The organism is Leifsonia sp. NCR5, from assembly GCF_002105485.1.
In the GTDB taxonomy this organism is placed as follows: Bacteria; Actinomycetota; Actinomycetes; order Actinomycetales; family Microbacteriaceae; genus Leifsonia.
Genome location: NZ_NCSR01000006.1, coordinates 137,009 through 157,169 on the forward strand (window position 1 = coordinate 137,009; position 20,161 = coordinate 157,169).

The window sequence follows — 20,161 nt, forward strand, 5'->3', positions numbered from 1 at the left end:
ACCGACGACGGCGTCGATCCACGGGTTTTTACAACGTTGAATTTTCAACGTTGTATCGGATTATAGAAAGAACCATTTCCGGATGTCAACGTTCGGTATCGTTAGCGTCTCACGCCCTCGATGGCGCGACCGACGAATGGAGTCGCCGAATGCTCGTCAGACACCGCGATGCCGAACCCTCGATCGACCCCGCCGCCTTCGTGGCGTCGACGGCCGTCATCGTGGGGAACGTCCGGATCGCGGCGGGCGCCCGCATCCTGCACGGCGCTGTGATCAGCGCAGAAGACGGCGAAGTCGTCATCGGCGAGGACACCGTCGTCATGGAGCACGCCGTCATCCGGGGCAGGGCCGAGCATCCCGCCCTGGTCGGCGCCGCCGTGATGATCGGTCCGCACGCGCACATCAACGGGAGCACGGTGGGCGACGAGGCGTTCATCGCGACCGGCGCAGCGCTCTTCCCCGGAAGCACCGTCGCTGCGGGAGCCGAGGTCCGCATCCACGGCGTCGTGCAGGTCAACACGACGCTGCAGCCCGGCGCCGTCGTCCCGATCGGCTGGGTCGCCGTCGGAGACCCGGCGGTCATCCTCCCGCCGGACCGTCACGACGAGATCTGGGCGATCCAGCGCGGACTGGACTTCACCGGCACCGTCTACGGTGTCGGGCCGGATGCGGGGATGCGGACGATCATGCGGAAGCAATCCGATTTCTACGGTGCGCATTCCGCCGACCAGGCCGTCGACCCGCACTGACCCCGTCCGTCAGCTGCTGTGCGCCGACGTGACCGCCGACATCGACAGGGTGGACTCCCTGGCGACCGTGGTGAACGGCACCTCGATCATCCTGGGCGCTCCGATGTGCCCGTCACGGTCGCCGATGCGCTCGATGAGCGCTGCGACGGCGCGCTCGGCGATGTCGGCGCGGCCGGGGTCGATGGTGCTCAAGCTCGGCATCGCGAACTGACCTTCGATGAGGTTGTCGAACCCGATCACCGCGACGTCGTCCGGCACCCGCACGTTGTCCTGGTGCAGCACGCGCAGGGCGCCGAGGGCGAGTTCGTCGTTGAGTGCGAAGATCGCGTCGAACGGTGTGCCGGAATCCAGCAGCTCGCGCGTCGCTGCCGCGCCGTCCGTGCGGTGCCAGCCCTCCCGGAACACGACCAGCTCGTCCCCGGTGTCGATGCCGGCATCCGCGAGCGCCCGACGGTACCCCTCCAGCCGCAGGGACGCGGAGCCGACCCGCTCGGCGACGTGCGCGCCGAGCACGGCGATGCGCCGCCGGCCGGAGTCGATGAGATGCGCGGTGGCCGCATACCCGCCGTTGACGTTCTGCATGACGACGTGGTCGGTCGGGCCGCCGAAGATGCGCTCGCCGAGCAGCACCAGCGGGTAGTCGACGTTCAGGGAGTCCGCGTCGTCGGTCGACATGCCGAGCGGGGAGAACAGCAGGCCGTCGAGCATGGACAGCCGCGACCCGCGCAGCAGCTCGAGTTCCGCATCCCGGTCGCCGCCCGTCTGCTCGATCAGGGTGACGAAGCCGAGCTTGCGTGACGCCTCGAGCACGGCGTCCGCCAGCTCGGCGAAGTAGCTGAAGCTGAGGGACGGGACGGCGAGACCGATCACCCCGGTGCGGCCCGCCCGCAGATTCCGTGCGGCCAGATTCGGCTGATAGCCGAGCTCCTCGATGGCGGAGAGGACGCGCTCCCTCGTCGACGCTTTGACGAACTCGTACCCGTTGACGACGTTGGACACGGTCTTCACGGAGACACCGGCCGCCCCGGCGACATCCTTCAGCGTCGCGACCACCTGGCGCCTCCCTCGACGGATTTACAACGTTGCTAGCTTCGCACACGTTGCCGTCACGACGTCAAGGATCGCTCGATTCGGCCTCTCAGCGCGCCGCCCGGGGCCCCGGTCAGACACCGGGTGTATTCACCCAGTGTCTGACCGCTCCCCCCAACACGGCGCGACGCGCATGCGCCACCCGAGACGTAGCGCCATCGGTGCCAGAGTGGCGAAGCCGAATAAGCCACTCCCCCTTAACGTACGAACTCTCCACGGCGAGCGAAATGCCACTTTGGTCGCATATCCGGCGGCGCGGTCGGCAAAGATGTGACTTTGGTCGTACGCTCCGGCATCGTGCTGCGGGCCGCGGCATACGCATGATGAGCGGGTGACCCGAACCATCGGGGTCCGCGCAGAGGCGAGCGGGCCCCTCTCCGTCCTGCGTACCCTCTGCTGGTCGTACACCGAAGCACGGCCCATCGTGCTGTGGGTGTTCAACCTGCGGTTCCTGGTGGGCGGGATGCTGGCGTTCGGCGGGGAGATCCCGGTCCTCAAAGCAGTGGGCGGGGGCGCGTCGTGGTTCCTGGCCGTGTGGGTGGTCTACCTCGTGAACGGCATCAGCGACATCGCGGGAGACCGGGCGAACGGATCGCATCGGCCACTCGCGTCCGGGGCGCTCACGACGAACGCGGCCGGCTCGTGGTGCGTGGTGCTCGCCGTCGCGTCGCTGGCGATCGCCGTGCACGTCACGCTGGTGTTCGTGCTGCTCGTCGTCCTGATGCTGACCCTCGGCCTCGCGTACTCGCTCGGTGCTCACGCCGCGAAGAAGTGGGCGGTGCCCGCCCTGGCGGTGGCCGCATCCGGTGGCCTGCTCACCTACCTGGCCGGAGCGGAGGCGTTCCACGGCACCATCCCGTCGGCCGTGCCGGTGTTCGCGGTGGTGATGGCGCTGTGGATCGCGGTGGTCGGGCACGCGAAAGACTTCGGCGACGCCGTCGGAGACAGGATCGCCGGGCGGCGGACGCTGCCGATCGTGCTGGGCGAGCGGGCCGCGCGGCTGGCCGTCGCCACCGGGTCAGCGGCGATCGGCGGGCTGGGCGTGCTGGCCGCCGCGCTCAATCCCGCTCTGCTGTCGCTGGCCGCACTCGGCCCGTGCGCCGTCGCCGTCAGCGGCCTGTCGATCGCCGGACGCGGACAGGACCGGCGCGCGCAGCGGCGGCCGTATCGCGCATTCATGGTGTCTCAGTACACGGTCAACCTGCTCGCCGTGGGCCTGGCGGCCACGCCGTGATAGAAAGCACAGGATGACTACGAGACCGATCGACGCCGACCTCGCCGGGGCGCGCGCCGCCGTCGTGGAGCGCGTGACCAGCGCTCTGCGTTCGGCGGACAGCGTGCTCGTCTCCGACTCGTACATCGAGGCCGAGTTCGTGGCGCAGGTGCAGCGCATCCTCGCGCAGACCTTCTCGCGGCTCGGGCTGCTACTGCCCTCCGAGCCGCGGCAGGCGTCGCGCGGCGCGGAGGTGGGCGAGCAGCGGGCCCGCCAGAACGTGCATCCGGTGGACAGCCTCAAGGCGGCGACGCTGCTGTTCGACGAGGCGCTCAGCGTGCTGGTGGATGCGGTGGGCCACCTGGTGGGGAACGACGAGATCGCCAGGGCGCTCAACGCATCCATCATGGGCAACGTCATCCCCGCCTCCGTCGCATACGTGAACGTGCTGCTGGAACGGCTCGCCGTCGCGCACAGCGAGGAGCGGCTCGGCATCTCCCGCGAGCTGCACGACAGGGTCGCACACAGCATCGCGGCCGGGATGCAGCGCGTCGACCTCAGCGGCCTCTCCGACCCGGAGGGCAGCGCCGCCCAGGCCAGGCTGGCGGAGGGCATGGCCCTGTTCGACGGCGCGCTCGACGAGACGAGGGCCATCGCCAGGGATCTGCGGCACTTCGTGGGAGACAAGCGGCTCGACGAAGCGCTCGACGACTACGTCGCCGACCTCGACGAGGCTGGACCTCCGGTGATCGTCGAGCTGGACGGGCAGCCGTTCCGGCTGGGCACCGGAACGCAGGAGGAGGCGTTCATCATCGTGCGCGAGGCCATCCACAACGCCCGCCGCCACTCCGACGCCGACAGCATCGTCGTGCGCTCCACCTGGCGGCCGGAGAGCGTGCTGCTGTCGGTGCGCGACGACGGTCACGGGTTCGAGCACGACAGGATCCGCTCCGGCGCTCTCGGGCTGGTCGCCGCGCAGGAGCGCGCGGAACTCATCGGAGCCGACCTCACCATCGACCCCGGCCCCGGCGTCGGTACGAGGGTCGAGCTCACCATCCCCGTTCAGGAGGCCGGCCTATGACGGCGGAACGTCGCAGCATCGTGATCATCGACGACCACAGCCTGTTCCGGCAGGGCATCCGGGCGCTGCTGGAGAGCGCGTTCGACATCGTCGGAGAGGGCGGAACGAGCTACGACGCTCTCCGGCTCGTCGCGGACAGCGCGCCCGACGTGCTCCTGCTCGACGTCGAGCTGCCCGGCATCCCCGCCGAGCAGACCATCACGCGCATCCGGAGGGACCACCCCCAGGTGGCGGTGGTCGTGCTCACCATGCACAACGACGTCGCCCTGGAACGGCAGCTGCTGCGCGCGGGGGCGAGCCACTACGTCACCAAGAAGATCAGCGGGGAGGACCTCTCGATGATCGTCTCCGGCGCGCGACCAGCACCGGCCACCCCGCATCCGGCGGGAGACGACGTGGATGCGGGCGGCAACGCCATCCTGACCAGCCGCGAGCTCGAGGTGCTCCGGATGATCGCGCAGGCGTACACGAACCGCGACATCAGCCTGCAGCTGCACATCGCGGAGGGCACCGTGAAGCGCCACACCACGAACATGTACCTCAAGCTCGGCGCCACCTCCCGCATCGACGCCGTGCGCAAGGCGGCCCGACTCGGCCTGCTCGACGGCCCCGCCCCTTACGCGCCCTGAGGTCGGCCAGCAGCGTCCCTGATGTCCCTCTGTCGCCCGCGTCCGTCATCCGCTTCCGTCGCCGGATGCGCCGCGACCCGGTGACAGGACCGGCCGCGTCCCGTAGCCTCGACAGCATGACGGAGCCGTTAGCAGCCGCGTCAGTCACGTCCGCCTCCCCACCGGCGGGCGGCACCCGCACGTTCATGCAGGTGCTCGTCAACACGATGATCGCCAACGTCACGACGAGTTTCCTCTGGTTCGCACTCACGTTCTGGGTGTACCTGGAGACGCGCTCCGTGCTCGCGACCGGCATCGTCGGCGGTGCGTACATGCTGCTGGTCGCCGTGTTCTCCATCCTGTTCGGCTCGATCGTCGACCGCTACCGCAAGCACGCCGTGATGGTGGTGGCGAGCGCCGTCACGCTGGTGTCGTTCTGCATCGCCGGGGTCTTCTACCTGCTCTACCCGGAGTCGACGCTGCTCGACCTCGGCGGGCCGATGTTCTGGGTGTTCGCCGGCATCATCCTGTTCGGGTCGGTGATCGAGAACATGCGCAACATCGCGCTGTCGACCACGGTGACCCTGCTCATCCCGGTGGAGCGCCACGCCAACGCCAACGGACTGGTCGGCACGGTGCAGGGGCTCGCCTTCATCGTCACCAGCGTGTTCAGCGGTCTGGCCATCGGGATGCTCGGGATGGGCTGGACGCTCGTCATCGCCATCGCGGTCACCGGGCTGGCGCTGCTGCACCTGCTGTTCCTGCGCATCCCGGAGGACGCACCGCACGCGGACGGGGAGAAGCCGCCCGGCATCGACCTCCGCGGCAGCATCGCGGCGATCCGCAGTGCGCCCGGCCTGTTCGCGCTGATCGTGTTCTCCACGTTCAACAACCTGATCGGCGGCGTCTATCTGGCGCTGATGGACCCGTACGGGCTCGAACTGTTCCGGGTGGAGGCGTGGGGCATCGTCCTCGCCGTCACGGCGACAGGGTTCATCATCGGCGGGCTGCTGGTCGCGAAGTTCGGGCTGGGCGCGAACCCGATCCGCACGATGCTGCTCGTGGTGATCGCGATGGGGGTCCTGGGCGCGCTGTTCACCATCCGGGAGTGGTGGTGGCTGTACGCGCTCGGCATCTGGCTGTACATGACGCTGATCCCCGTGGTCGAGGCGGCGGAGCAGACGGTGATCCAGAAGGTGGTGACGTTCCGGCGCCAGGGGCGCGTGTTCGGGTTCGCTCAGGCGATGGAGTCCGCCGCCGCACCGATCACGGCGTTCCTGATCGCGCCGATCGCGCAGTTCGTCATCATCCCGTACATGGCCGGCGACGACGGGCAGGCGACGTGGGGCTGGCTGCTCGGGGAGGGCGACACCCGGGGCATCGCGTTCGTCTTCCTGGTCTCCGGTCTCGTGATGGTGCTGCTCGGGGCAGGGGCGTTCCTCACCCGCTCGTACCGGATGCTCTCCCGGGAATACGAGACGGCCTAGCGAGATACCGGTAACTGCGGCGCATCCCGGGCGTTTCGCGACAGTTAGTGGTGTCTCGCGGTGGAGTCGCGCGGGATGAGGGTGGTCGAGAGTTCGATGCGGGGTGGACGGGAGGGCTCGTCGTCCGGGTGGGTCTGGCGGGTTTGGAAGAGGAGGCCGACGGCGCCCGCTCCCATCTCGGCGACCGGCTGGTGCACCGTGGTGATCGCGGGCGTCGCCCACTCGGCCTCCGGGCCGTCGTCGAAGCCGACGACGCTGAGGTCGCCCGGGATGCTCAGGCCGAGCGAGCGCGCTGCGTCGTACACGCCGAGCGCCATCAGGTCGGAGCAGGCGAAGACGGCAGTGGGCCGGTCGTCGGCCGACAGCAGCTCGACGGCGCGCTCGGCGGCCAGTGGCCTGCTCCAGTCGGCGAACGCGACGGCCGGCTCTGCCACTCCCGCTTCGCGGAGGGCGGAGCGGAAGCCGTCGATCCTGGCCGTGTTGTAGAGGTGGTCTCGGCCGCCGCCGATGACGCCGAAGCTGGTGTGGCCGAGCTCCAGCAGGTGCTCGGCCGCGGTGCGGCCTCCCTCCCAGTTGGTGACGCCGACGCTTGGCACCGGCGCGGCCGGCCTGCTCATCGGCGTGACGAGGACGACGGGGACGCCGCCGGCCGACAGGGCGGCGAGCTGCGCATCCGTCGGATCGACGAGCACGATGACGGCGCCCTGCGACGGCCGCCGGAGCAGGCGGGAAACCCAGTCGCCGTCCCCGCGGGCGATGGTGATGACCACGTCGACGTTGGCGGCGGCGGCCGCCCGTTCCACGCCGACCAGCACCCGGTTGGCCCAGCTGCCGTCGACGTGATTGACGACCAGGTCGATGAGCGGTGGAGCCTCGGAGGAGACCGGCCTGGCCCGTGGGCGCGGGGCGCCTTTCGCGTATCCGACCTCCCGGATCGCGGACATCACCCTGTCCCGCGTGGCCGGAGAGATGTCCGTTCCGCCCCGCAGGACTTTCGAGACCGTCGGCACGCTCGTGCCGGCAACGGTGGCGACGTCCGACAGGGTCGGCTGCCGCTCCCGTTTCTTCTCTGGGGACATGATCAGAGCATATACATACAATCAACTTGCGCAAGTTTTCGCGATCTGAATCGGTTGCATCCGTTGTATTGACTGTGCGAGGATCGCACCGTCGCTTCGCTCTGAATGCTTCTTTTGCGCAATTTCTTGCACTCCAGAGGCCGGCGGGCCGGCACTCCATCACTCAACGATGACCACCGGCAAAGCTGCCGGGAATGGAGAAGACGATGCCCGGGTTCGACAACCCCCTGACGGTCTCCCGCCGCGGACTGCTCGCCGGCGCCGGAGGAGTCGCCGTTCTCGCCGCGCTCGCGGCGTGCGCACCGGCCGGTGGAGGCGGAGGTGGTTCGGGAGCGATCAAGTTCTGGAACATGCCGTGGGGGAACACCCAGTTCACCCCGCTCGACAAGAAGATCACCCTCGGATACAAGCCGAAGAGCGGACTCCCCTCCGCCAGCTACCAGGCCGTGCAGTGGGCGAACTTCACTACCACGTTCGCCTCGGCGGTCGCATCCAACACGGGCCCGGCGGTCAGCAGCGGAAGCGGAACGCAGGCGTTCCAGTTCTCGCAGCAGAACCGGATCGCGTACGCGGACCACCTGCTCGAGTCGTGGAAGTCGAACGGCATGTACGACGACTTCCTCCCCGGCCTCCTCGACACGATGAAGACGTCGCGCGGGTACGTCGCCCTCCCGTACAACCTCGACATGCGCGCCCTCTGGTACCGCAAGTCGCTGCTCGAGAAGGCCGGCGTCGAGCCGCCCACCGACTGGCAGTCGTACCTGGACGTCTGCGAGGCGCTCAAGAAGATCGGCATCTTCGGCTACGGGATCGCGGCCGGCGCACAGGGCAACGGCGCGCAGGGCATCGTCGGACTGATGATCAACAACGGCGGAGGGCTCTTCGACCACGACCAGAAGCCGAACTGCGTGACGCCGCAGAACATCCAGGCGCTCGAGTTCATCGTCGAGATGGTGAAGAAGGGCTACATGGACCCCGGCAGCGTGAGCTACTCCAGCAGCAACGCGCAGGCGCAGTGGAAGAACGACAAGTTCGCGATGGGGTTCGAGGCGCCGTCCCTCGCCCAGATCCTCGGCGGGACGGTCCAGGACGACATGAGAGTCGGCGACCCGCTGGTCAGCGCGAACGGCACCAAGGGCGCGCTCTACTTCCCGAACAACATCATGATGTACAAGAACACCCCCAGCCAGAAGGGCTCCGAGGCGTTCCTGACCTACTACTACCAGAGCATGAAGCAGCTCTGGACGACGAGCACCGGAGCCGGCCTCCCCGTGCTGCGCTCGATCGCCGAGACCCCGGAGTTCCGCGCGGATGCGAACGCGGCCAAGATGGTCGACGTCTGGCAGCCCGTCTGCAAGACGTGGGCCGCCCCGGGGAACGACGCGCTCTTCCCCAACGTCGCCCTCGTGGACAGCACCCCGGCCATGTCGACGTTCGCGCAGAGCATCCTCTCGCTCAAGGTCACTCCGAAGGATGCGCTCAGCACCCTGCAGAAGGCCATCACCGCCGGGATGAAGTGAGTGGCGATGTCCACCGAAACTCTGCGGCGATCCGTCGACAGGGCGCGCAGCGGGGTCGGCTCGTCCGGCCGCGGCCGCCCGGCAGGCGCCGGACGCCCCCGCCGCCGCTTCAGCGTCTCGTGGACGCTGCTGCTGTTCGCGCTCCCCTCGCTCATCCTGCTCGTCCTGCTGAACGCCTATCCCGTGGTCTACGCCGCCCTGCAGTCTCTGCGGAACGGCGACCTCATCGACGCGGGCGAGTTCGTCGGCCTGGCCAACTACGTCACGGTGCTGCAGTCGCCCGAGTTCTGGCGGGCGGCGCAGTTCACGGTGGTCTTCACGATCGTCGGCGTCTTCGGCAGCTGGGCGATCGGACTCGCGCTCGCCCTGCTGCTCCGGCCACGCACCCCGGGCGGCGGCATCTTCAAGGTGCTGCTCCTGCTCCCCTGGGTCGTGCCGATCGTCGTCTCCGCGATGTCCTGGAACTGGCTCGTCGCGACGCCGCAGAGCCCCCTGCCGATGCTGACCAAAGCGCTCGGTCTCGGCGACACCCTGTTCCTCGCGGACCCAACGCTCGCGCAGATCACCGTGTGCATCTTCAAGGTGTGGATCAGCTTCCCGTTCATGATGATGATGATGAGCTCGGCGCTCGCGTCGGTGGACGCCAACGTCTATGAGGCGTCCCGGGTGGATGGCGCAGGACCCTGGCAGACGTTCCGCCACATCACGCTGCCGATGATCTCGCGCTCCACCTTCATCAGCTGGATCCTGATGACCATCTTCTGCGTCAACGACTTCCCCACGGTCTTCCTCCTCACCGGGGGCGGCCCGCTGCAGTCGACGCAGACGCTCGTCGTGCTCGCGTATTCGACGGTCTTCCAGAACTTCCAGACCGGGCCCGGGGTGGCGATCGCCTTCCTGATGACGCTCGTGCTCGTCGTGATCTCCGTGTTCCTCTACCGACGGATTCGAAAGGTCGACATCTCGTGACCACCACCACCGCCGAGACGACAGGAGGGCGCATCCAGTGGCTGCGGTTCTCCGCCCTGCTCCTGATCGCCGCTCTCGTGCTCGTTCCGCTCGCCGCCGTGATCTTCCTCTCCCTGCAGCCGGCCTTCGGCAGCAGCACGCAGGGACTCACCCTCGACAACTACGCGACGGTGTTCTCGGAGACCGGGGTCGCCGCCTGGCTGGGCAACAGCGTCCTGGTCGCTCTCATCACCGTCGTCGTCGCGATCGTGGTCGCCGCCCCTGCCGGATACGTCCTGTCTCGCGGACGCGGGCGCCTGGTCTCCGGATACTCGCTCGGCCTGTTCGTGATCCAGTCGCTGCCGGTGATCACCTCGATCATCCCGCTGTTCATCCTGTTCGCGAACCTGGGGCTGGTGGACAGCCTCGGCGGCATCATCATCCTGTACGTGGGCGGCACCCTGGCGGTGGCGACCTGGATGATGGCGGCGTACTTCGACTCCATCCCGATGGCGCTCGAGGAGGCGGCCTGGATGGACGGCTGTTCGGTTTTCACCGGGTTCCTCCGGATCGTGCTCCGCAACTCGCTCCCCGGCATCCTGTCGACGGCGATCTTCTCGTTCCTGCTCTCCTGGAACGACTACCTCGTCGCGGTGATCTTCCTCCGCTCCGAACAGAACTACACACTGCCGATCGGCCTGCAGACCTTCTTCCAGCAGAACGCCACGGACTGGGGACCGGTGATGACGGTGGCGGTCGTGATGATGGTGCCGCCCATCCTGATCTTCGCCTTCCTGAACCGCTACTTCAGCGTCGGAGGCATCGGCGGGTCGCTGGCGGGTCGCTGAGCCCGTCGCTCAGCGGACACCCGCGGCGGCATAGACGGCATCGATGGCCGCCATGTTCCCGACGTAGTCCGCCCCCTCGGTGGCGAGGGGGCGGCCGGTCCTGAGCCCGTCGAGCACCGCGGCCAGCTGGTGATCGTACGTGTCGAGACCGGCGACGGTCTGGATGCGCGTGACGCCGTTCTGTTCGACAACGATGGAGTGGCCGGCCGCCGGGAAGACGAGATTGTCGATGTGCAGCGTTCCGCGCTCGGCGACCACGGTGAGCGTGGACGCGAGCGTCACCTCCGGCTTCATGCTGGCAACCACCGTGGCGCGCACCTCTCCCGCGAACGACAGGGCCGCCTCGATGCTGAGATCGGCTCCGAGCGGGTTCAGCTCTGCCGACGCCGCCACCACCCGGGGTTCGCCGAACAGGCTGCGCAACCAGTGGATGGGGTAGCAGCCGAGATCCATCAGCGCCCCTCCTCCGAGTTCCGGCGCGTGCCGGAGCGACCGGGGGTCGAACGGGTTCGCGCCGGTGAACGTCGCCGTCGCCTCGACGGGAGCCCCGAGAGCTCCGGAGCCGACGAACGTGCGCAACCAGTCCTGCAGCGGGTGGTAGTGATCGTGGAACGCCTCGATCGCCCGGCGTCCCGTGCGCTCGGCCGTCGCCAGCACGGCGCGCGCCTCGGCGGCGTCCATCGTCATCGGCTTCTCGCAGAGCACGTCCTTGCCCGCTTCGAGCGCCGCGATCGTCCAGCGCGCGTGCTCCGACGGCGGCAAAGCGATGTAGACGAGGTCGATCGTCTGGTCTGCGATCACATCGTCGTAGCTGTCGTACGCGGCCGCGATCCCGTGACGGGCCGCGTATCCGGATGCATCGTGCCGGGAGGCGACGGCGACCAGGTCGACGTCGTGCCTCCGCCGCACGGGGGCGATGATCGAGCGGGGCGCGATCCCCGCCGCCCCGAGCAGGCCGATGCGGAGCGCGTTCACGTTGGTCCCTCCACTCAGCCGAGCCAGTATTCCGGCGAAGGGACCAGCGCATCGAGCTCCGCCCAGAGCGCATCCGGGATCGGCAGGCCGGCGTACTCGATGGTCTGGGCGACCCGCTCCGGGGACGAGACCCCCACCACGGTCGCATCGACGAACGACGCGCGCAGCGAGAATTGCAGGGCGGCGGCCGCGAGCGGGACGCCGTGACTCGCGCACACGTCTGCCATCGCCCTGGCCGCCTCCGCGACGTGGTCGTCGCGCTCACCGTAGCCGTACTTCGCCTGCACGTCCGGACCCTTCGCGAGCATCCCTCCCCCGTACGGCGCCGCGTTGACGACGCCGATGCCGCGCTCCCGCGCAGCGACGAACATGGCCTCCGCCGAGCGGTCGAGCAGGGTGTACCTGTTGTGGCTCAGCACCACCTCGAAGGCGCCGGTGGCGAGATACCGCTCCAGCAGACCGACGGGGCCGCCCGCGACGCCGATGTGGTCGACGCGGCCCTCCTCCCTCAGCCGCACCAGGGCTTCGACGGGACCGCCAGGCGCGACGCCGTCCTCGAACGGGATGCGCTCCGGATCGTGCAGGTAGAGCAGCGGCACCCTGTCGAGGCCGAGCCGCTGCAGGCTCTCCTCGTATGAGGCGAGCACCCGGTCACCGGAGAAATCTCCGGTGACCGGGTCGGGGTCGACCTTCGTGGCGAGGACAAAGTCTCCAGGAAGGCCGACGTGTGCGGCGAGCGCGAGGCCGATGCGCTTCTCGGCCTCTCCGTGCTCGCCATAGCCGTTGGATGTGTCGATGAACCGGATGTCGCTGTCGAGCACGGCGTCGATGGTGGCGACGGCCCGCTCGTCGCTCACGTCGTAGCCGTACAGCTGCGGCATGCTCGCGAGCGGGCTCGTCCCCATGCACAGCGCGGTGACCTCGAGCCCTGTCGAGCCGAGTGGATGCACGGGCAGACTCACCGGGCGGCCTCCGCGAGCGCTGGTGCACGGTCGGCGAACGCACCCCTGGCCGCGTGGTACGCATCCACCACCCTGTCGAGCACGGCCTCCGTCTCCGCATCCCCGCCCGTCGACGCCGGATGCGCTGCGCGCCAGTCGAGCATCCGGCGCACGGCCCGCTCGAACGTCAGGTGCGGAGCGAAGCCGGGGACGAAGCGACGGATCTTGGTGGTGTCGAACACGGCGGAGTGCCCGAGGTCGCCGACGAACTCGCCGGACCAGAACCACTCGGGAGCAACGACGGGGAACAGCTCGCTCGCCACGTGCACCAGGCGGGGCTCGACGCCGAGCGCTGTCGCGAAGAGCGTGTAGATCTGGTCCCAGGTGAGCACGTCGTCCCCGGTGATGTGGAACGTCTCGCCGATCGCCCTGTCGCTGCCGAGCAGCCCGACGAGTCCCTGCGCGAAGTCCTCCGCGTGCGTGAGCGTCCACAGCGATGTGCCGTCGCCGTGCACCGGGATCTCCGCCCCGCGCGCGATGCGGTCGATCACGGTCCAGCCGCCCGGCAGCGGCGGGTTGGCGTCGTCGTACGTGTGGGACGGGCGGATCACCGTGACGGGGAAGCCGTGCTCGCGGTGCGCAGCGGCGAGCGCCAGTTCCGCCCGCCACTTGGCGGTCGCGTACGGCAGCGGCGGGTTCGGTCCGGTGGGCGTCGACTCGGTGATGGGCGTCACGAGCACCGGCTTGGCGTAGATCGATGCCGAGCTGATGTGCACGTACTGCCGCGTGCGCCCGGAGAACAGAGCGACCATCCTGGCCACGTCGTCCTCGGTGAAGGAGAGGAAGTTGACGACGGCGTCGAAGCTGCGGTCGCCGATGGCCGCGTGGACGGAGGCGTCGTCCGCGATGTCTCCTGTCAGCCGCTCCACACCGTCCGGCAGCGTCCGCCCCGCCGCGTTCGCCCCGCGAGTGAGCACGGTGACGGCCATGCCGCTCTCCGCCGCCAGCCGCACGCTGGATGCGCTGATCGTTCCCGTGCCGCCGATGAACAGCACCGTGATGGGCGCGCTGTCGTAGCGCAACGCCTGCGCGCTCATTTGCCCGCGAACCAGTCTTCGAAGCCGTTCTCGACGAGCGAGATGAGCACGTCCTCCTGGCGGATGCCGAGCGGGGCGAGCTTGGCGACGACGGCCTCGAAGAACCGGCGCTTCACCGCAACGGGGTACATGTGCACGGCGGTCACCTGGATCAGCAGGAGGCTCTGCCTGTCCACGCCGTTGTAGCCGGCGTCGAACTTCAGCTCGCCGTCGCCGTGCGGCCGGAAGACCTGGAAGCGGTCGTCGGCCGGGATGCCGAGCGCCTCGATCTGCGCCTCGTGGATCGCGTCGCCGATGGCGGCGTGCGCCGTGTCGAAGATGGTGCGGTCGAGGTCGACCTGGATCAGTGGCATTTCACTCCTAGGGTTTGGTTCACTTGATGGCACCGGCCGAGAGGCCGCGCTCGAACATGCCTTGCAGGCACAGGTAGGCCACGATCTCCGGGATGGCCGTGAGCACGGCGGAGGCCAGGATCTTGGTCTGGTCGTTGCTGAACTCGCCGACGAAGAACTGCGGCACGAGGGTGATGGTCTGCATCTCCTGCGACTGCAGGAAGACCAGCGGCATCAGGTAGTCGTTCCATGCTCCGATCAGCGTGAAGATCAGCACGGCCGCCGCGATAGGCCTGGTCAGCGGGATGATCAGGTGCAGGAATCCGCGCATCGATGTCGCACCGTCCACCCTGGCCGCCTCGAACATCTCGTCCGGGAGCCCGTTGATGAAGTTGCGTGTCAGCAGCACGGCGAACGGCACCTGCAGCGCTGCGAGGGGCAGGATCACCGCCCAGTAGGTGTTCGACAGCCCGATGGCCTGGGTCGTCGTGAACAGCGGGGTGAGGAGCACGACCTCCGGCAGGGTGAGGCAGGCGAGTAGCATCCAGAAGTAGACCTCGCGGAACCGGATGTGCAGCTTGGCGAACCCGTACGCGGCGAGCATCGTCACGGCGTAGACGAGCACGATGACGCCGGCCGAGATGATCGCGCTGTTCAGGAAGAACCGGAAGAATCCAGGCACCTGCAGCACATCGCGGTAGTTGCCCCACCCGTCTCCGGCGAAGGAGCCCTGCACCATCGCGATGAGCGGGAAGAGGTACGGCAGGACGAGGGCGGTCGCCAGCAGTTGCAGCAGGCCCTTGCTCCACCAGCGGCGAACCTCGAACATCAGCGTCCTCCGGTCTTCTCGCGCCCCGCGACCTGCAGGACGATCGCCATGACGAGGGCGATCACCAGCAGGACGATCGAGAGCGCTGCTCCGTAGCCGACGTGCGCCAGCTGGATGGTCATCTGGTAGATGTACGTGCCGAGGAACTGGGTCGAGTTGTTCGGCCCGGCGACGGTGACCAGCCAGGGCACGTCGAAGGTCTTCAGCGCTCCGATGGCGCTGAGGATGCCGAGCGCCAGCGTCGTTCCGCGCAGGCTGGGCCAGATGATCGCCGTCAGGGTGCGGATGTTGCCTGCACCGTCGATGCGCGCGGCCTCGAGCAGCGACGGGTCGATCTGGCTCATCGCCGCGTAGTAGAGCACGAAGGTCAGCCCGGTCCACTGCCAGATGGTGATCGCCATGATCACCGGGAGCGCCGTCGAGTCCTGGCCGATCCAGGGCTGCGCGAGGAAACCGAGCCCGATGTGGCTGAGCACCCAGTTGAGCTGTCCGTCCGCGGCGAAGATCTGCCGGAAGACCGGCGCCATGATGGCCGGCGCCAGCACGACCGGCACGAAGATGATCACCTTGTAGACCACCGCCAGCCGGATGCGCGAGTGCATGATGACGGCGAAGAGCACGCCGATCGCCGTCTGCACCACGAAGGTGACGACGAAGAACGAGACGGTGTGCCAGATGGCTTTCCAGAACACCGGGTCGTTGACGAGGTTCGTGTAGTTCTTCAGCCCGATGGACTGCGGGTCGGGGCTCGCGCCGTCCCAGTTGAGGGTGGAGAGGAACCCGGTGTATCCGATGCAGTAGTAGATGAGCCCGGCGCTCAGCACCAAGGCCGGGAGGATCCACGGCAGTCCCGGCGCCTGGATGCGCCCGCGGTGGCGGCGCGGCCGGCTCGGTGAGCCGACCGCGCTGTCCACCCGTTGGGTGGTGACCGTCATCCGTTCGCTGCCTTCGCGGCGTCCGCTGCCTGTTGCAGGGTCTTCGCAGCAGCCTGCGGGGTGGCGCTTCCGCTGCCGACCGATTGCGCCGCCGCGAGGAAGGCGTTCTCGATGTCGGCGTTCAGCAGGGCGAACCGCGGCTCGTTGATCGACGCCATGCTCTTGAGGTAGTCGTTGACCGGCCCGGACTGGGTGGCGTCGTTCACGAACTTGATGGTGGTGAAGTCCGGTGCGATACCGTTCAGCACGGGCGTGGTGTCGAGACGGTCGGCGACGACCTGCTGGCCCTCCTTGCTCGTCGCCATCCACTGCACGAACGTCTCCGCGGCCGCGCTGTGCTTCGACTTCGCCGCGACGGCCAGGCCGTAGTCCGCGTCACCGAACATCTCGCTCGTGTTCCCCTTGCCCGCCACATCCGGGAACTGCAGCGGCAGGATGGCGAACGGCTTCGCACCGGCGACACCCGCCGCCGAGATTGCCTGGGTCATCGCATCCTGAGTCGCGTACTGGGTGTACCAGCTGCCCATCATCACCATCGCGTACTTGCCGGTGAGGAAGGCGTTGTTGATGTCGGGGTACTGCTGAGCGCCCAGCGCGCCCTTCTGCATGATGCCGCTGTCGAACAGGTCCTTCCAGATCTTCAGCGTCTGCACGATCTGGGGGGAGTCCCACTTGGCGTCGCCCTTGGATGCCTTGGTCCAGTACCCGGGCTCGACCGAGTTCGAGATGGCCTGCAGGGTGTCCTGGTCGAAGCCCTCCTGGGATGCGCCCTGGGCGAAGCAGCCCTGGCCGGCGGCCTCGAGCGTCTGGCAGACCTTCTTCCACTCGTCGAGGGTCTTCGGCGGCTGCAGGTTGTTCGCGGCGAACACCTCGGCGTTGTACCAGAGCGACCCGGCGTACGACGAGCCGATCGGCAGAGCGGTGAGCTTGCCCTTGGCGGTGAGGCCGTCGACCGCGATCTTGGCGATCTTGGACTTCCAATCGCTGCCGAGCGCCTTCTCGGCGACGGGGGTGAGGTCTTTGGCGTATGTGCCGAACTGCTGCACGTATGCTCCCGGCTGCAGGTCGAAGACATCCGGCCCGCTGTTGGAGGAGAGCGCAGGCCGCATCGCGGCCTGGTAGTCGGAAATGCCGATCAGCTTGAAGTTGACCTTGATGTCCGGGTACTTCTTGTTGAACGCGGCGATGAAGTCCTTCGCCTCGTCGGTGTTCGTCGGGGTCCAGCCCCACCAGTTGATCGTCCCGCTGGTCGCGGAGCCTGCTTCGCCTTGGCTCGACCCCGAGCAGGCGGCGAGTCCGAGGCTCGCCAGCCCTGCAACGGTCAGGGCGGCGATCGACCGAAGCGCTGTCTTCGATGTGAATCTGAATCGCATGTCAGTCCTCTTGCGTCGCGGACACAGCAGCGTGTCCGGGTGAGCGCCGGGCCAGGGGACCCGGCGGGGATCGAAGGTCGCCGAGGTCGGGGAGACCTCGTCGTCTTTCGCGAGACGCGTCCTGCGGGGCGCGCCCTACCACTGGGGATGAATGTAATGACGAGGGTAAACGGAAGTCAAGTTTTACGTCGATCTTGGAAACGTTTCGCGATCAGGGCGCGCGAAAGCGCGCCTCACCCGGGGTGGGTCAGACGCGCGGGGGCGCAGTGCTCTCGCGCACGACCAGGGAGGTCGCCAGCTCGATCCTGCTGAACGCGAGCTCCGGCTCGTCACGCAGCCTGGTCACCAGGTGCGTCGCCTGCTCGGCCATCTCGGCGAGCGGGACGCGCACCGTGGTGAGCGGCGGGCCGGCCCACTGCGCGATGGAGAGGTCGTCGTAACCGACGACGGAGAGGTCGTCCGGCACCCGGAGACCGAGAGTGCGCGCCGCCTCGTAGACGCCGAGCGCCTGCAGGTCGCTCGACGCGAAGATCGCGGTGGGCGGCTCGGAGGACGACAGCAGATCGCGCGCTTCCGTGAGGCCGTCGTCCCGGTGGAACTTGCCGGGCCGGATGTACTCCCGCCTGACCGGGATGCCGGCCGCATCCAGTGCTGCACGATAGCCGGAGAGCCGGGCGGTCGACGCCATCATGCTGTCGGGACCCGTGACGATGGCGATGCGCTCGTGCCCCAGCCCGATCAGGTGCTGGGTGGCGAGGAACGCACCGTTCCAGTCGGCGGAGCCGATCGAGGGTGCGTCCGTCGCCGGGGCGCCGTACGGATCGATCATGACGATCGGGATGGCGCGACTGCGCAGCCGCGCCTTGTCCTTCTCCGGCAAGAGCGCCGCGACCAGGATGATGCCGAGCGGCTGCCTGCGCAGCACGCCGTCGACCCAGTCCGGCCCGGGGAGGTGCGACTCCTCCGAGCCGGTGACGACCATCCCGATGCCGTGCTCGCGGGCGACACGCTCGATGCCGACGATGGCGGCGCCACCGAACGGGCTGTCGATCTCGAAGCAGAGGACCTCGATCAGGGGCGCCGTGCTCTGGGCGCTCAGCCGTCGGTTGTAGTTGCGCTCGTCGAGCAGCGCCTCGATGCGGCCCCTGGTGTCGTCCGAGACGCCGGTCCGGCCGTTGAGCACCTTCGAGACGGTGGCCACGGACACCTTCGCGAGCGCCGCGACCTCCGAGAGGGTTGCCCGCGTCGGCGGCGCTTCACCGGTGGCGTCGTTTCCCATGAGCCTCATCGTATCCGCGGCCGCTGCCGCGCCGCGTCCGCCGCCCTGAGCGGTTGACGACGTGCGCGCGACCTCCTAGTGTGGCGGTTCAGATAGTTTTCTCTCTGATCTGGAAACATTACATCGCAAAGGGCATCAATGACGATCACCGACGCTCGGTTCGCCCGCTACCCGTCCCTGGCGGGCCGCACCGCGTTCGTCAGCGGAGGAGCGACGGGACTCGGCGCCGAATTCGTCTCCCAGCTCGCCGCACAGGGCGCCAGGGTCGCGTTCATCGACATCGACGAGGCTGCGGCGGCGGAGCTCGCCGCGACCATCGCAGAGCGCGGAGACCCGGAGCCGTACTTTCAGCGCGTCGATGTGCGGGACGTGCCGGCTCTGCAGCGGGCGGTCGACGCCGCATCCACTCGGGTGGGGCCGCCGACCGTGCTCGTCAACAACGCCGCCAACGACACCAGGCGCGCGGTCGCCGACATCGACCTCGACGGGTGGGACGACGGGATCGCCGTGAACGTGCGCCACCACTTCTTCGCCGCGCAGGCCGTCTGGCCGCTGATGAAGGCCGCGGGCGGCGGCTCGATCATCAACCTCGGCTCGATCAGCGCGCACATCGACCTGGTCGACCTTCCCGTCTACATCACGGCGAAGGCGGGCATCGAGGGGCTGACCCGCACGCTGGCCAGGGAGCTGGGGCCGGACGGCATCCGGGTGAACTGCATCATCCCCGGCTGGATCATGACACCCAGACAACTGGAGAGCTGGGTCGGCGAGGCCGAGCACGAGAAGATCCTCGCCGCTCAGTGCGTGCCGGAGCTCCTGTATCCCGCCGATATCGCCAGACTGATGCTGTGGCTGGCGGCCGACGACTCCCGGCTGGCCACCGGGCAGACGTGGGTCATGGACGGAGGCTGGCAGTGAGGGCTGAACAGGTCACGGCGCCGGTCACCTGGCACGGAGAGGGGCCGTCGTGGGACCGGGTGGGTCAGCGACTGCTCGTGGTCGACATGCTCGCCGGCGCTGTCGTCGACCTCGCGTCGTTCGAGCGCCCGCGGCGCTACGACGTCGGCAGCCCTGTCGCCGCGGTGATCCGGCGCAGGGCCTCCGGCGGTTTCATCGTGGCGACAGAGCACGGCTTCTCGCTGTTCGATGAGGAGTTCTCCCTCGACCGGCGCCTGCCCGACGTGCTGACCGACCCCGGCATCCGGCTCAACGAGGGAGGCTGCGATCCGTTCGGCCGGTTCTTCTGCGGCTCGATGGCCTACGACGCCACGCCCGGCGCCGCCGCGATCTACCGGCTCGAACCGGACACCACCACCTCCGTTGCCCTGACCGGCGCCACCATCTCGAACGGCCTGCAGTGGAGCGCCGACGGGTCGGTCGCCTACTACGTCGACACGGACACCAGGCGGGTGGATGTGTTCGACTACGACGGCACCGACGGCTCGTTCCACGATCGCCGCCCGCTCGTGACGATCGGCGACGACGTCGCCGGATCGCCGGACGGCATGACCATCGACGCGGACGGCGGACTCTGGGTGGCCTTCTGGGGAGGAGGCGCCGTGCGACGCTACGACCAGACGGGAGCTCTGACGGCAGTGCTCGACGTGCCAGGCGTCACGAACACCAGCGCCGCCGCCTTCGGTGGGCACGACCTGGACACCCTCTACATCACGTCGTCCAGGCAGCACCTTCCGGACGACGCCGAGCCGCAGGCGGGGGCCGTGTTCGCCGCGCAGCCGGGGGTGCGCGGCGTCGCACTCCCCGACTACGCCGGCTGA

Annotated in this window: 20 protein-coding genes; 10 read left to right on the plus strand and 10 right to left on the minus strand. The window is 68.5% G+C overall.

Features of this window, described 5'->3' with window-relative positions; translation table 11 throughout:
- Positions 1-149: 149 nt before the first annotated feature.
- The gene (locus B7438_RS07435) at positions 150-749 is read left to right on the plus strand and encodes a gamma carbonic anhydrase family protein (protein WP_085368904.1); all 600 of its coding nucleotides are present in this window, start codon (positions 150-152) and stop codon (positions 747-749) included.
- A gap of 9 nt (positions 750-758) precedes the next feature.
- Here the strand turns inward: B7438_RS07435 and B7438_RS07440 are convergent, their stop codons facing one another.
- Positions 759-1,802, minus strand: coding sequence for a LacI family DNA-binding transcriptional regulator (locus tag B7438_RS07440; protein ID WP_085368905.1), 1,044 nt, complete (start codon positions 1,800-1,802; stop codon positions 759-761).
- Positions 1,803-2,169: 367 nt separating this feature from the next.
- Between B7438_RS07440 and B7438_RS07445 the strand changes: the two genes are divergently transcribed.
- The 4 genes from B7438_RS07445 (at position 2,170) to B7438_RS07460 (ending at position 6,227) form a co-directional block, all read left to right on the plus strand.
- Positions 2,170-3,072, plus strand: coding sequence for a UbiA family prenyltransferase (locus B7438_RS07445; RefSeq protein WP_085368906.1), 903 nt, complete (start codon positions 2,170-2,172; stop codon positions 3,070-3,072).
- A 13-nt stretch (positions 3,073-3,085) separates the two neighbouring features.
- The gene (locus tag B7438_RS07450; RefSeq protein ID WP_085368907.1) at positions 3,086-4,132 is read left to right on the plus strand and encodes a sensor histidine kinase; all 1,047 of its coding nucleotides are present in this window, start codon (positions 3,086-3,088) and stop codon (positions 4,130-4,132) included.
- The gene (locus tag B7438_RS07455; RefSeq protein ID WP_085368908.1) at positions 4,129-4,761 is read left to right on the plus strand and encodes a response regulator transcription factor; all 633 of its coding nucleotides are present in this window, start codon (positions 4,129-4,131) and stop codon (positions 4,759-4,761) included. Before B7438_RS07450 ends, B7438_RS07455 begins: the two co-directional genes overlap by 4 nt.
- Positions 4,762-4,877: 116 nt before the next feature.
- The gene (locus tag B7438_RS07460) at positions 4,878-6,227 is read left to right on the plus strand and encodes an MFS transporter (protein WP_085368909.1); all 1,350 of its coding nucleotides are present in this window, start codon (positions 4,878-4,880) and stop codon (positions 6,225-6,227) included.
- Positions 6,228-6,271: 44 nt separating this feature from the next.
- Here B7438_RS07460 and B7438_RS07465 read toward each other — a convergent pair whose 3' ends face one another.
- Positions 6,272-7,306, minus strand: coding sequence for a LacI family DNA-binding transcriptional regulator (locus B7438_RS07465; protein ID WP_085368910.1), 1,035 nt, complete (start codon positions 7,304-7,306; stop codon positions 6,272-6,274).
- 206 nt (positions 7,307-7,512) lie between these two features.
- Between B7438_RS07465 and B7438_RS07470 the strand changes: the two genes are divergently transcribed.
- The 3 genes from B7438_RS07470 to B7438_RS07480 are packed head-to-tail and all read left to right on the plus strand — an operon-like array spanning position 7,513 to position 10,622.
- Positions 7,513-8,826 carry an ABC transporter substrate-binding protein gene (locus B7438_RS07470; protein ID WP_256921908.1) on the plus strand — a complete coding sequence of 438 codons (1,314 nt, stop codon included), beginning with the start codon at positions 7,513-7,515 and terminating at the stop codon, positions 8,824-8,826.
- 6 nt (positions 8,827-8,832) lie between these two features.
- Complete coding sequence (locus tag B7438_RS07475; RefSeq protein ID WP_085368943.1) at positions 8,833-9,795, plus strand: carbohydrate ABC transporter permease; 963 nt, start codon at positions 8,833-8,835, stop codon at positions 9,793-9,795.
- The gene (locus B7438_RS07480; protein WP_085368912.1) at positions 9,792-10,622 is read left to right on the plus strand and encodes a carbohydrate ABC transporter permease; all 831 of its coding nucleotides are present in this window, start codon (positions 9,792-9,794) and stop codon (positions 10,620-10,622) included. The genes B7438_RS07475 and B7438_RS07480 overlap by 4 nt, the downstream gene beginning before the upstream one ends.
- A 9-nt stretch (positions 10,623-10,631) precedes the next feature.
- Here the strand turns inward: B7438_RS07480 and B7438_RS07485 are convergent, their stop codons facing one another.
- From B7438_RS07485 to B7438_RS07520, 8 genes are all read right to left on the minus strand, one after another.
- Positions 10,632-11,597 carry a Gfo/Idh/MocA family protein gene (locus B7438_RS07485; RefSeq protein ID WP_085368913.1) on the minus strand — a complete coding sequence of 322 codons (966 nt, stop codon included), beginning with the start codon at positions 11,595-11,597 and terminating at the stop codon, positions 10,632-10,634.
- 14 nt (positions 11,598-11,611) lie between these two features.
- Entirely contained in the window at positions 11,612-12,559 is a 948-nt protein-coding gene (locus B7438_RS07490) for an aldo/keto reductase (RefSeq protein WP_306293888.1), read from the minus strand.
- Complete coding sequence (locus B7438_RS07495) at positions 12,556-13,635, minus strand: NAD-dependent epimerase/dehydratase family protein (RefSeq protein ID WP_085368914.1); 1,080 nt, start codon at positions 13,633-13,635, stop codon at positions 12,556-12,558. The genes B7438_RS07490 and B7438_RS07495 overlap by 4 nt, the downstream gene beginning before the upstream one ends.
- Positions 13,632-13,988 carry a tautomerase family protein gene (locus tag B7438_RS07500; RefSeq protein WP_085368915.1) on the minus strand — a complete coding sequence of 119 codons (357 nt, stop codon included), beginning with the start codon at positions 13,986-13,988 and terminating at the stop codon, positions 13,632-13,634. Before B7438_RS07500 ends, B7438_RS07495 begins: the two co-directional genes overlap by 4 nt.
- Before the next feature lie 19 nt (positions 13,989-14,007).
- Positions 14,008-14,796 (minus strand): carbohydrate ABC transporter permease, encoded by a 789-nt coding sequence (locus tag B7438_RS07505; RefSeq protein ID WP_085368916.1) that lies wholly within the window; start codon positions 14,794-14,796, stop codon positions 14,008-14,010.
- A complete protein-coding gene (locus B7438_RS07510; RefSeq protein ID WP_085368917.1) occupies positions 14,796-15,731 on the minus strand; it encodes a carbohydrate ABC transporter permease in 936 nt (311 codons plus the stop codon). The genes B7438_RS07505 and B7438_RS07510 overlap by 1 nt, the downstream gene beginning before the upstream one ends.
- Positions 15,728-17,104, minus strand: a complete 1,377-nt coding sequence (locus B7438_RS07515) for an ABC transporter substrate-binding protein (protein WP_085368918.1) — start codon at positions 17,102-17,104, stop codon at positions 15,728-15,730. Before B7438_RS07515 ends, B7438_RS07510 begins: the two co-directional genes overlap by 4 nt.
- A gap of 247 nt (positions 17,105-17,351) precedes the next feature.
- Positions 17,352-18,383, minus strand: a complete 1,032-nt coding sequence (locus B7438_RS07520) for a LacI family DNA-binding transcriptional regulator (RefSeq protein WP_143465696.1) — start codon at positions 18,381-18,383, stop codon at positions 17,352-17,354.
- 138 nt (positions 18,384-18,521) lie between these two features.
- Between B7438_RS07520 and B7438_RS07525 the strand changes: the two genes are divergently transcribed.
- Both B7438_RS07525 and B7438_RS07530 read left to right on the plus strand, forming a co-directional pair.
- Positions 18,522-19,301, plus strand: coding sequence for an SDR family NAD(P)-dependent oxidoreductase (locus tag B7438_RS07525; protein ID WP_085368920.1), 780 nt, complete (start codon positions 18,522-18,524; stop codon positions 19,299-19,301).
- Positions 19,298-20,161, plus strand: a complete 864-nt coding sequence (locus B7438_RS07530; RefSeq protein ID WP_218775146.1) for an SMP-30/gluconolactonase/LRE family protein — start codon at positions 19,298-19,300, stop codon at positions 20,159-20,161. Before B7438_RS07525 ends, B7438_RS07530 begins: the two co-directional genes overlap by 4 nt.

Bases quoted from the DNA above. Each gene is read 5' to 3' on its own strand.
- B7438_RS07435 (WP_085368904.1), top strand. From the start codon at position 150: ATGCTCGTCAGACACCGCGATGCCGAACCCTCGATCGACCCCGCCGCC.
- B7438_RS07450 (WP_085368907.1), top strand. From the start codon at position 3,086: ATGACTACGAGACCGATCGACGCCGACCTCGCCGGGGCGCGCGCCGCC.
- B7438_RS07455 (WP_085368908.1), top strand. From the start codon at position 4,129: ATGACGGCGGAACGTCGCAGCATCGTGATCATCGACGACCACAGCCTG.
- B7438_RS07460 (WP_085368909.1), top strand. From the start codon at position 4,878: ATGACGGAGCCGTTAGCAGCCGCGTCAGTCACGTCCGCCTCCCCACCG.
- B7438_RS07465 (WP_085368910.1), bottom strand. From the start codon at position 7,306: ATGTCCCCAGAGAAGAAACGGGAGCGGCAGCCGACCCTGTCGGACGTC.
- B7438_RS07470 (WP_256921908.1), top strand. From the start codon at position 7,513: ATGCCCGGGTTCGACAACCCCCTGACGGTCTCCCGCCGCGGACTGCTC.
- B7438_RS07475 (WP_085368943.1), top strand. From the start codon at position 8,833: ATGTCCACCGAAACTCTGCGGCGATCCGTCGACAGGGCGCGCAGCGGG.
- B7438_RS07495 (WP_085368914.1), bottom strand. From the start codon at position 13,635: ATGAGCGCGCAGGCGTTGCGCTACGACAGCGCGCCCATCACGGTGCTG.
- B7438_RS07500 (WP_085368915.1), bottom strand. From the start codon at position 13,988: ATGCCACTGATCCAGGTCGACCTCGACCGCACCATCTTCGACACGGCG.
- B7438_RS07505 (WP_085368916.1), bottom strand. From the start codon at position 14,796: ATGTTCGAGGTTCGCCGCTGGTGGAGCAAGGGCCTGCTGCAACTGCTG.
- B7438_RS07510 (WP_085368917.1), bottom strand. From the start codon at position 15,731: ATGACGGTCACCACCCAACGGGTGGACAGCGCGGTCGGCTCACCGAGC.
- B7438_RS07515 (WP_085368918.1), bottom strand. From the start codon at position 17,104: ATGCGATTCAGATTCACATCGAAGACAGCGCTTCGGTCGATCGCCGCC.
- B7438_RS07520 (WP_143465696.1), bottom strand. From the start codon at position 18,383: ATGGGAAACGACGCCACCGGTGAAGCGCCGCCGACGCGGGCAACCCTC.
- B7438_RS07525 (WP_085368920.1), top strand. From the start codon at position 18,522: ATGACGATCACCGACGCTCGGTTCGCCCGCTACCCGTCCCTGGCGGGC.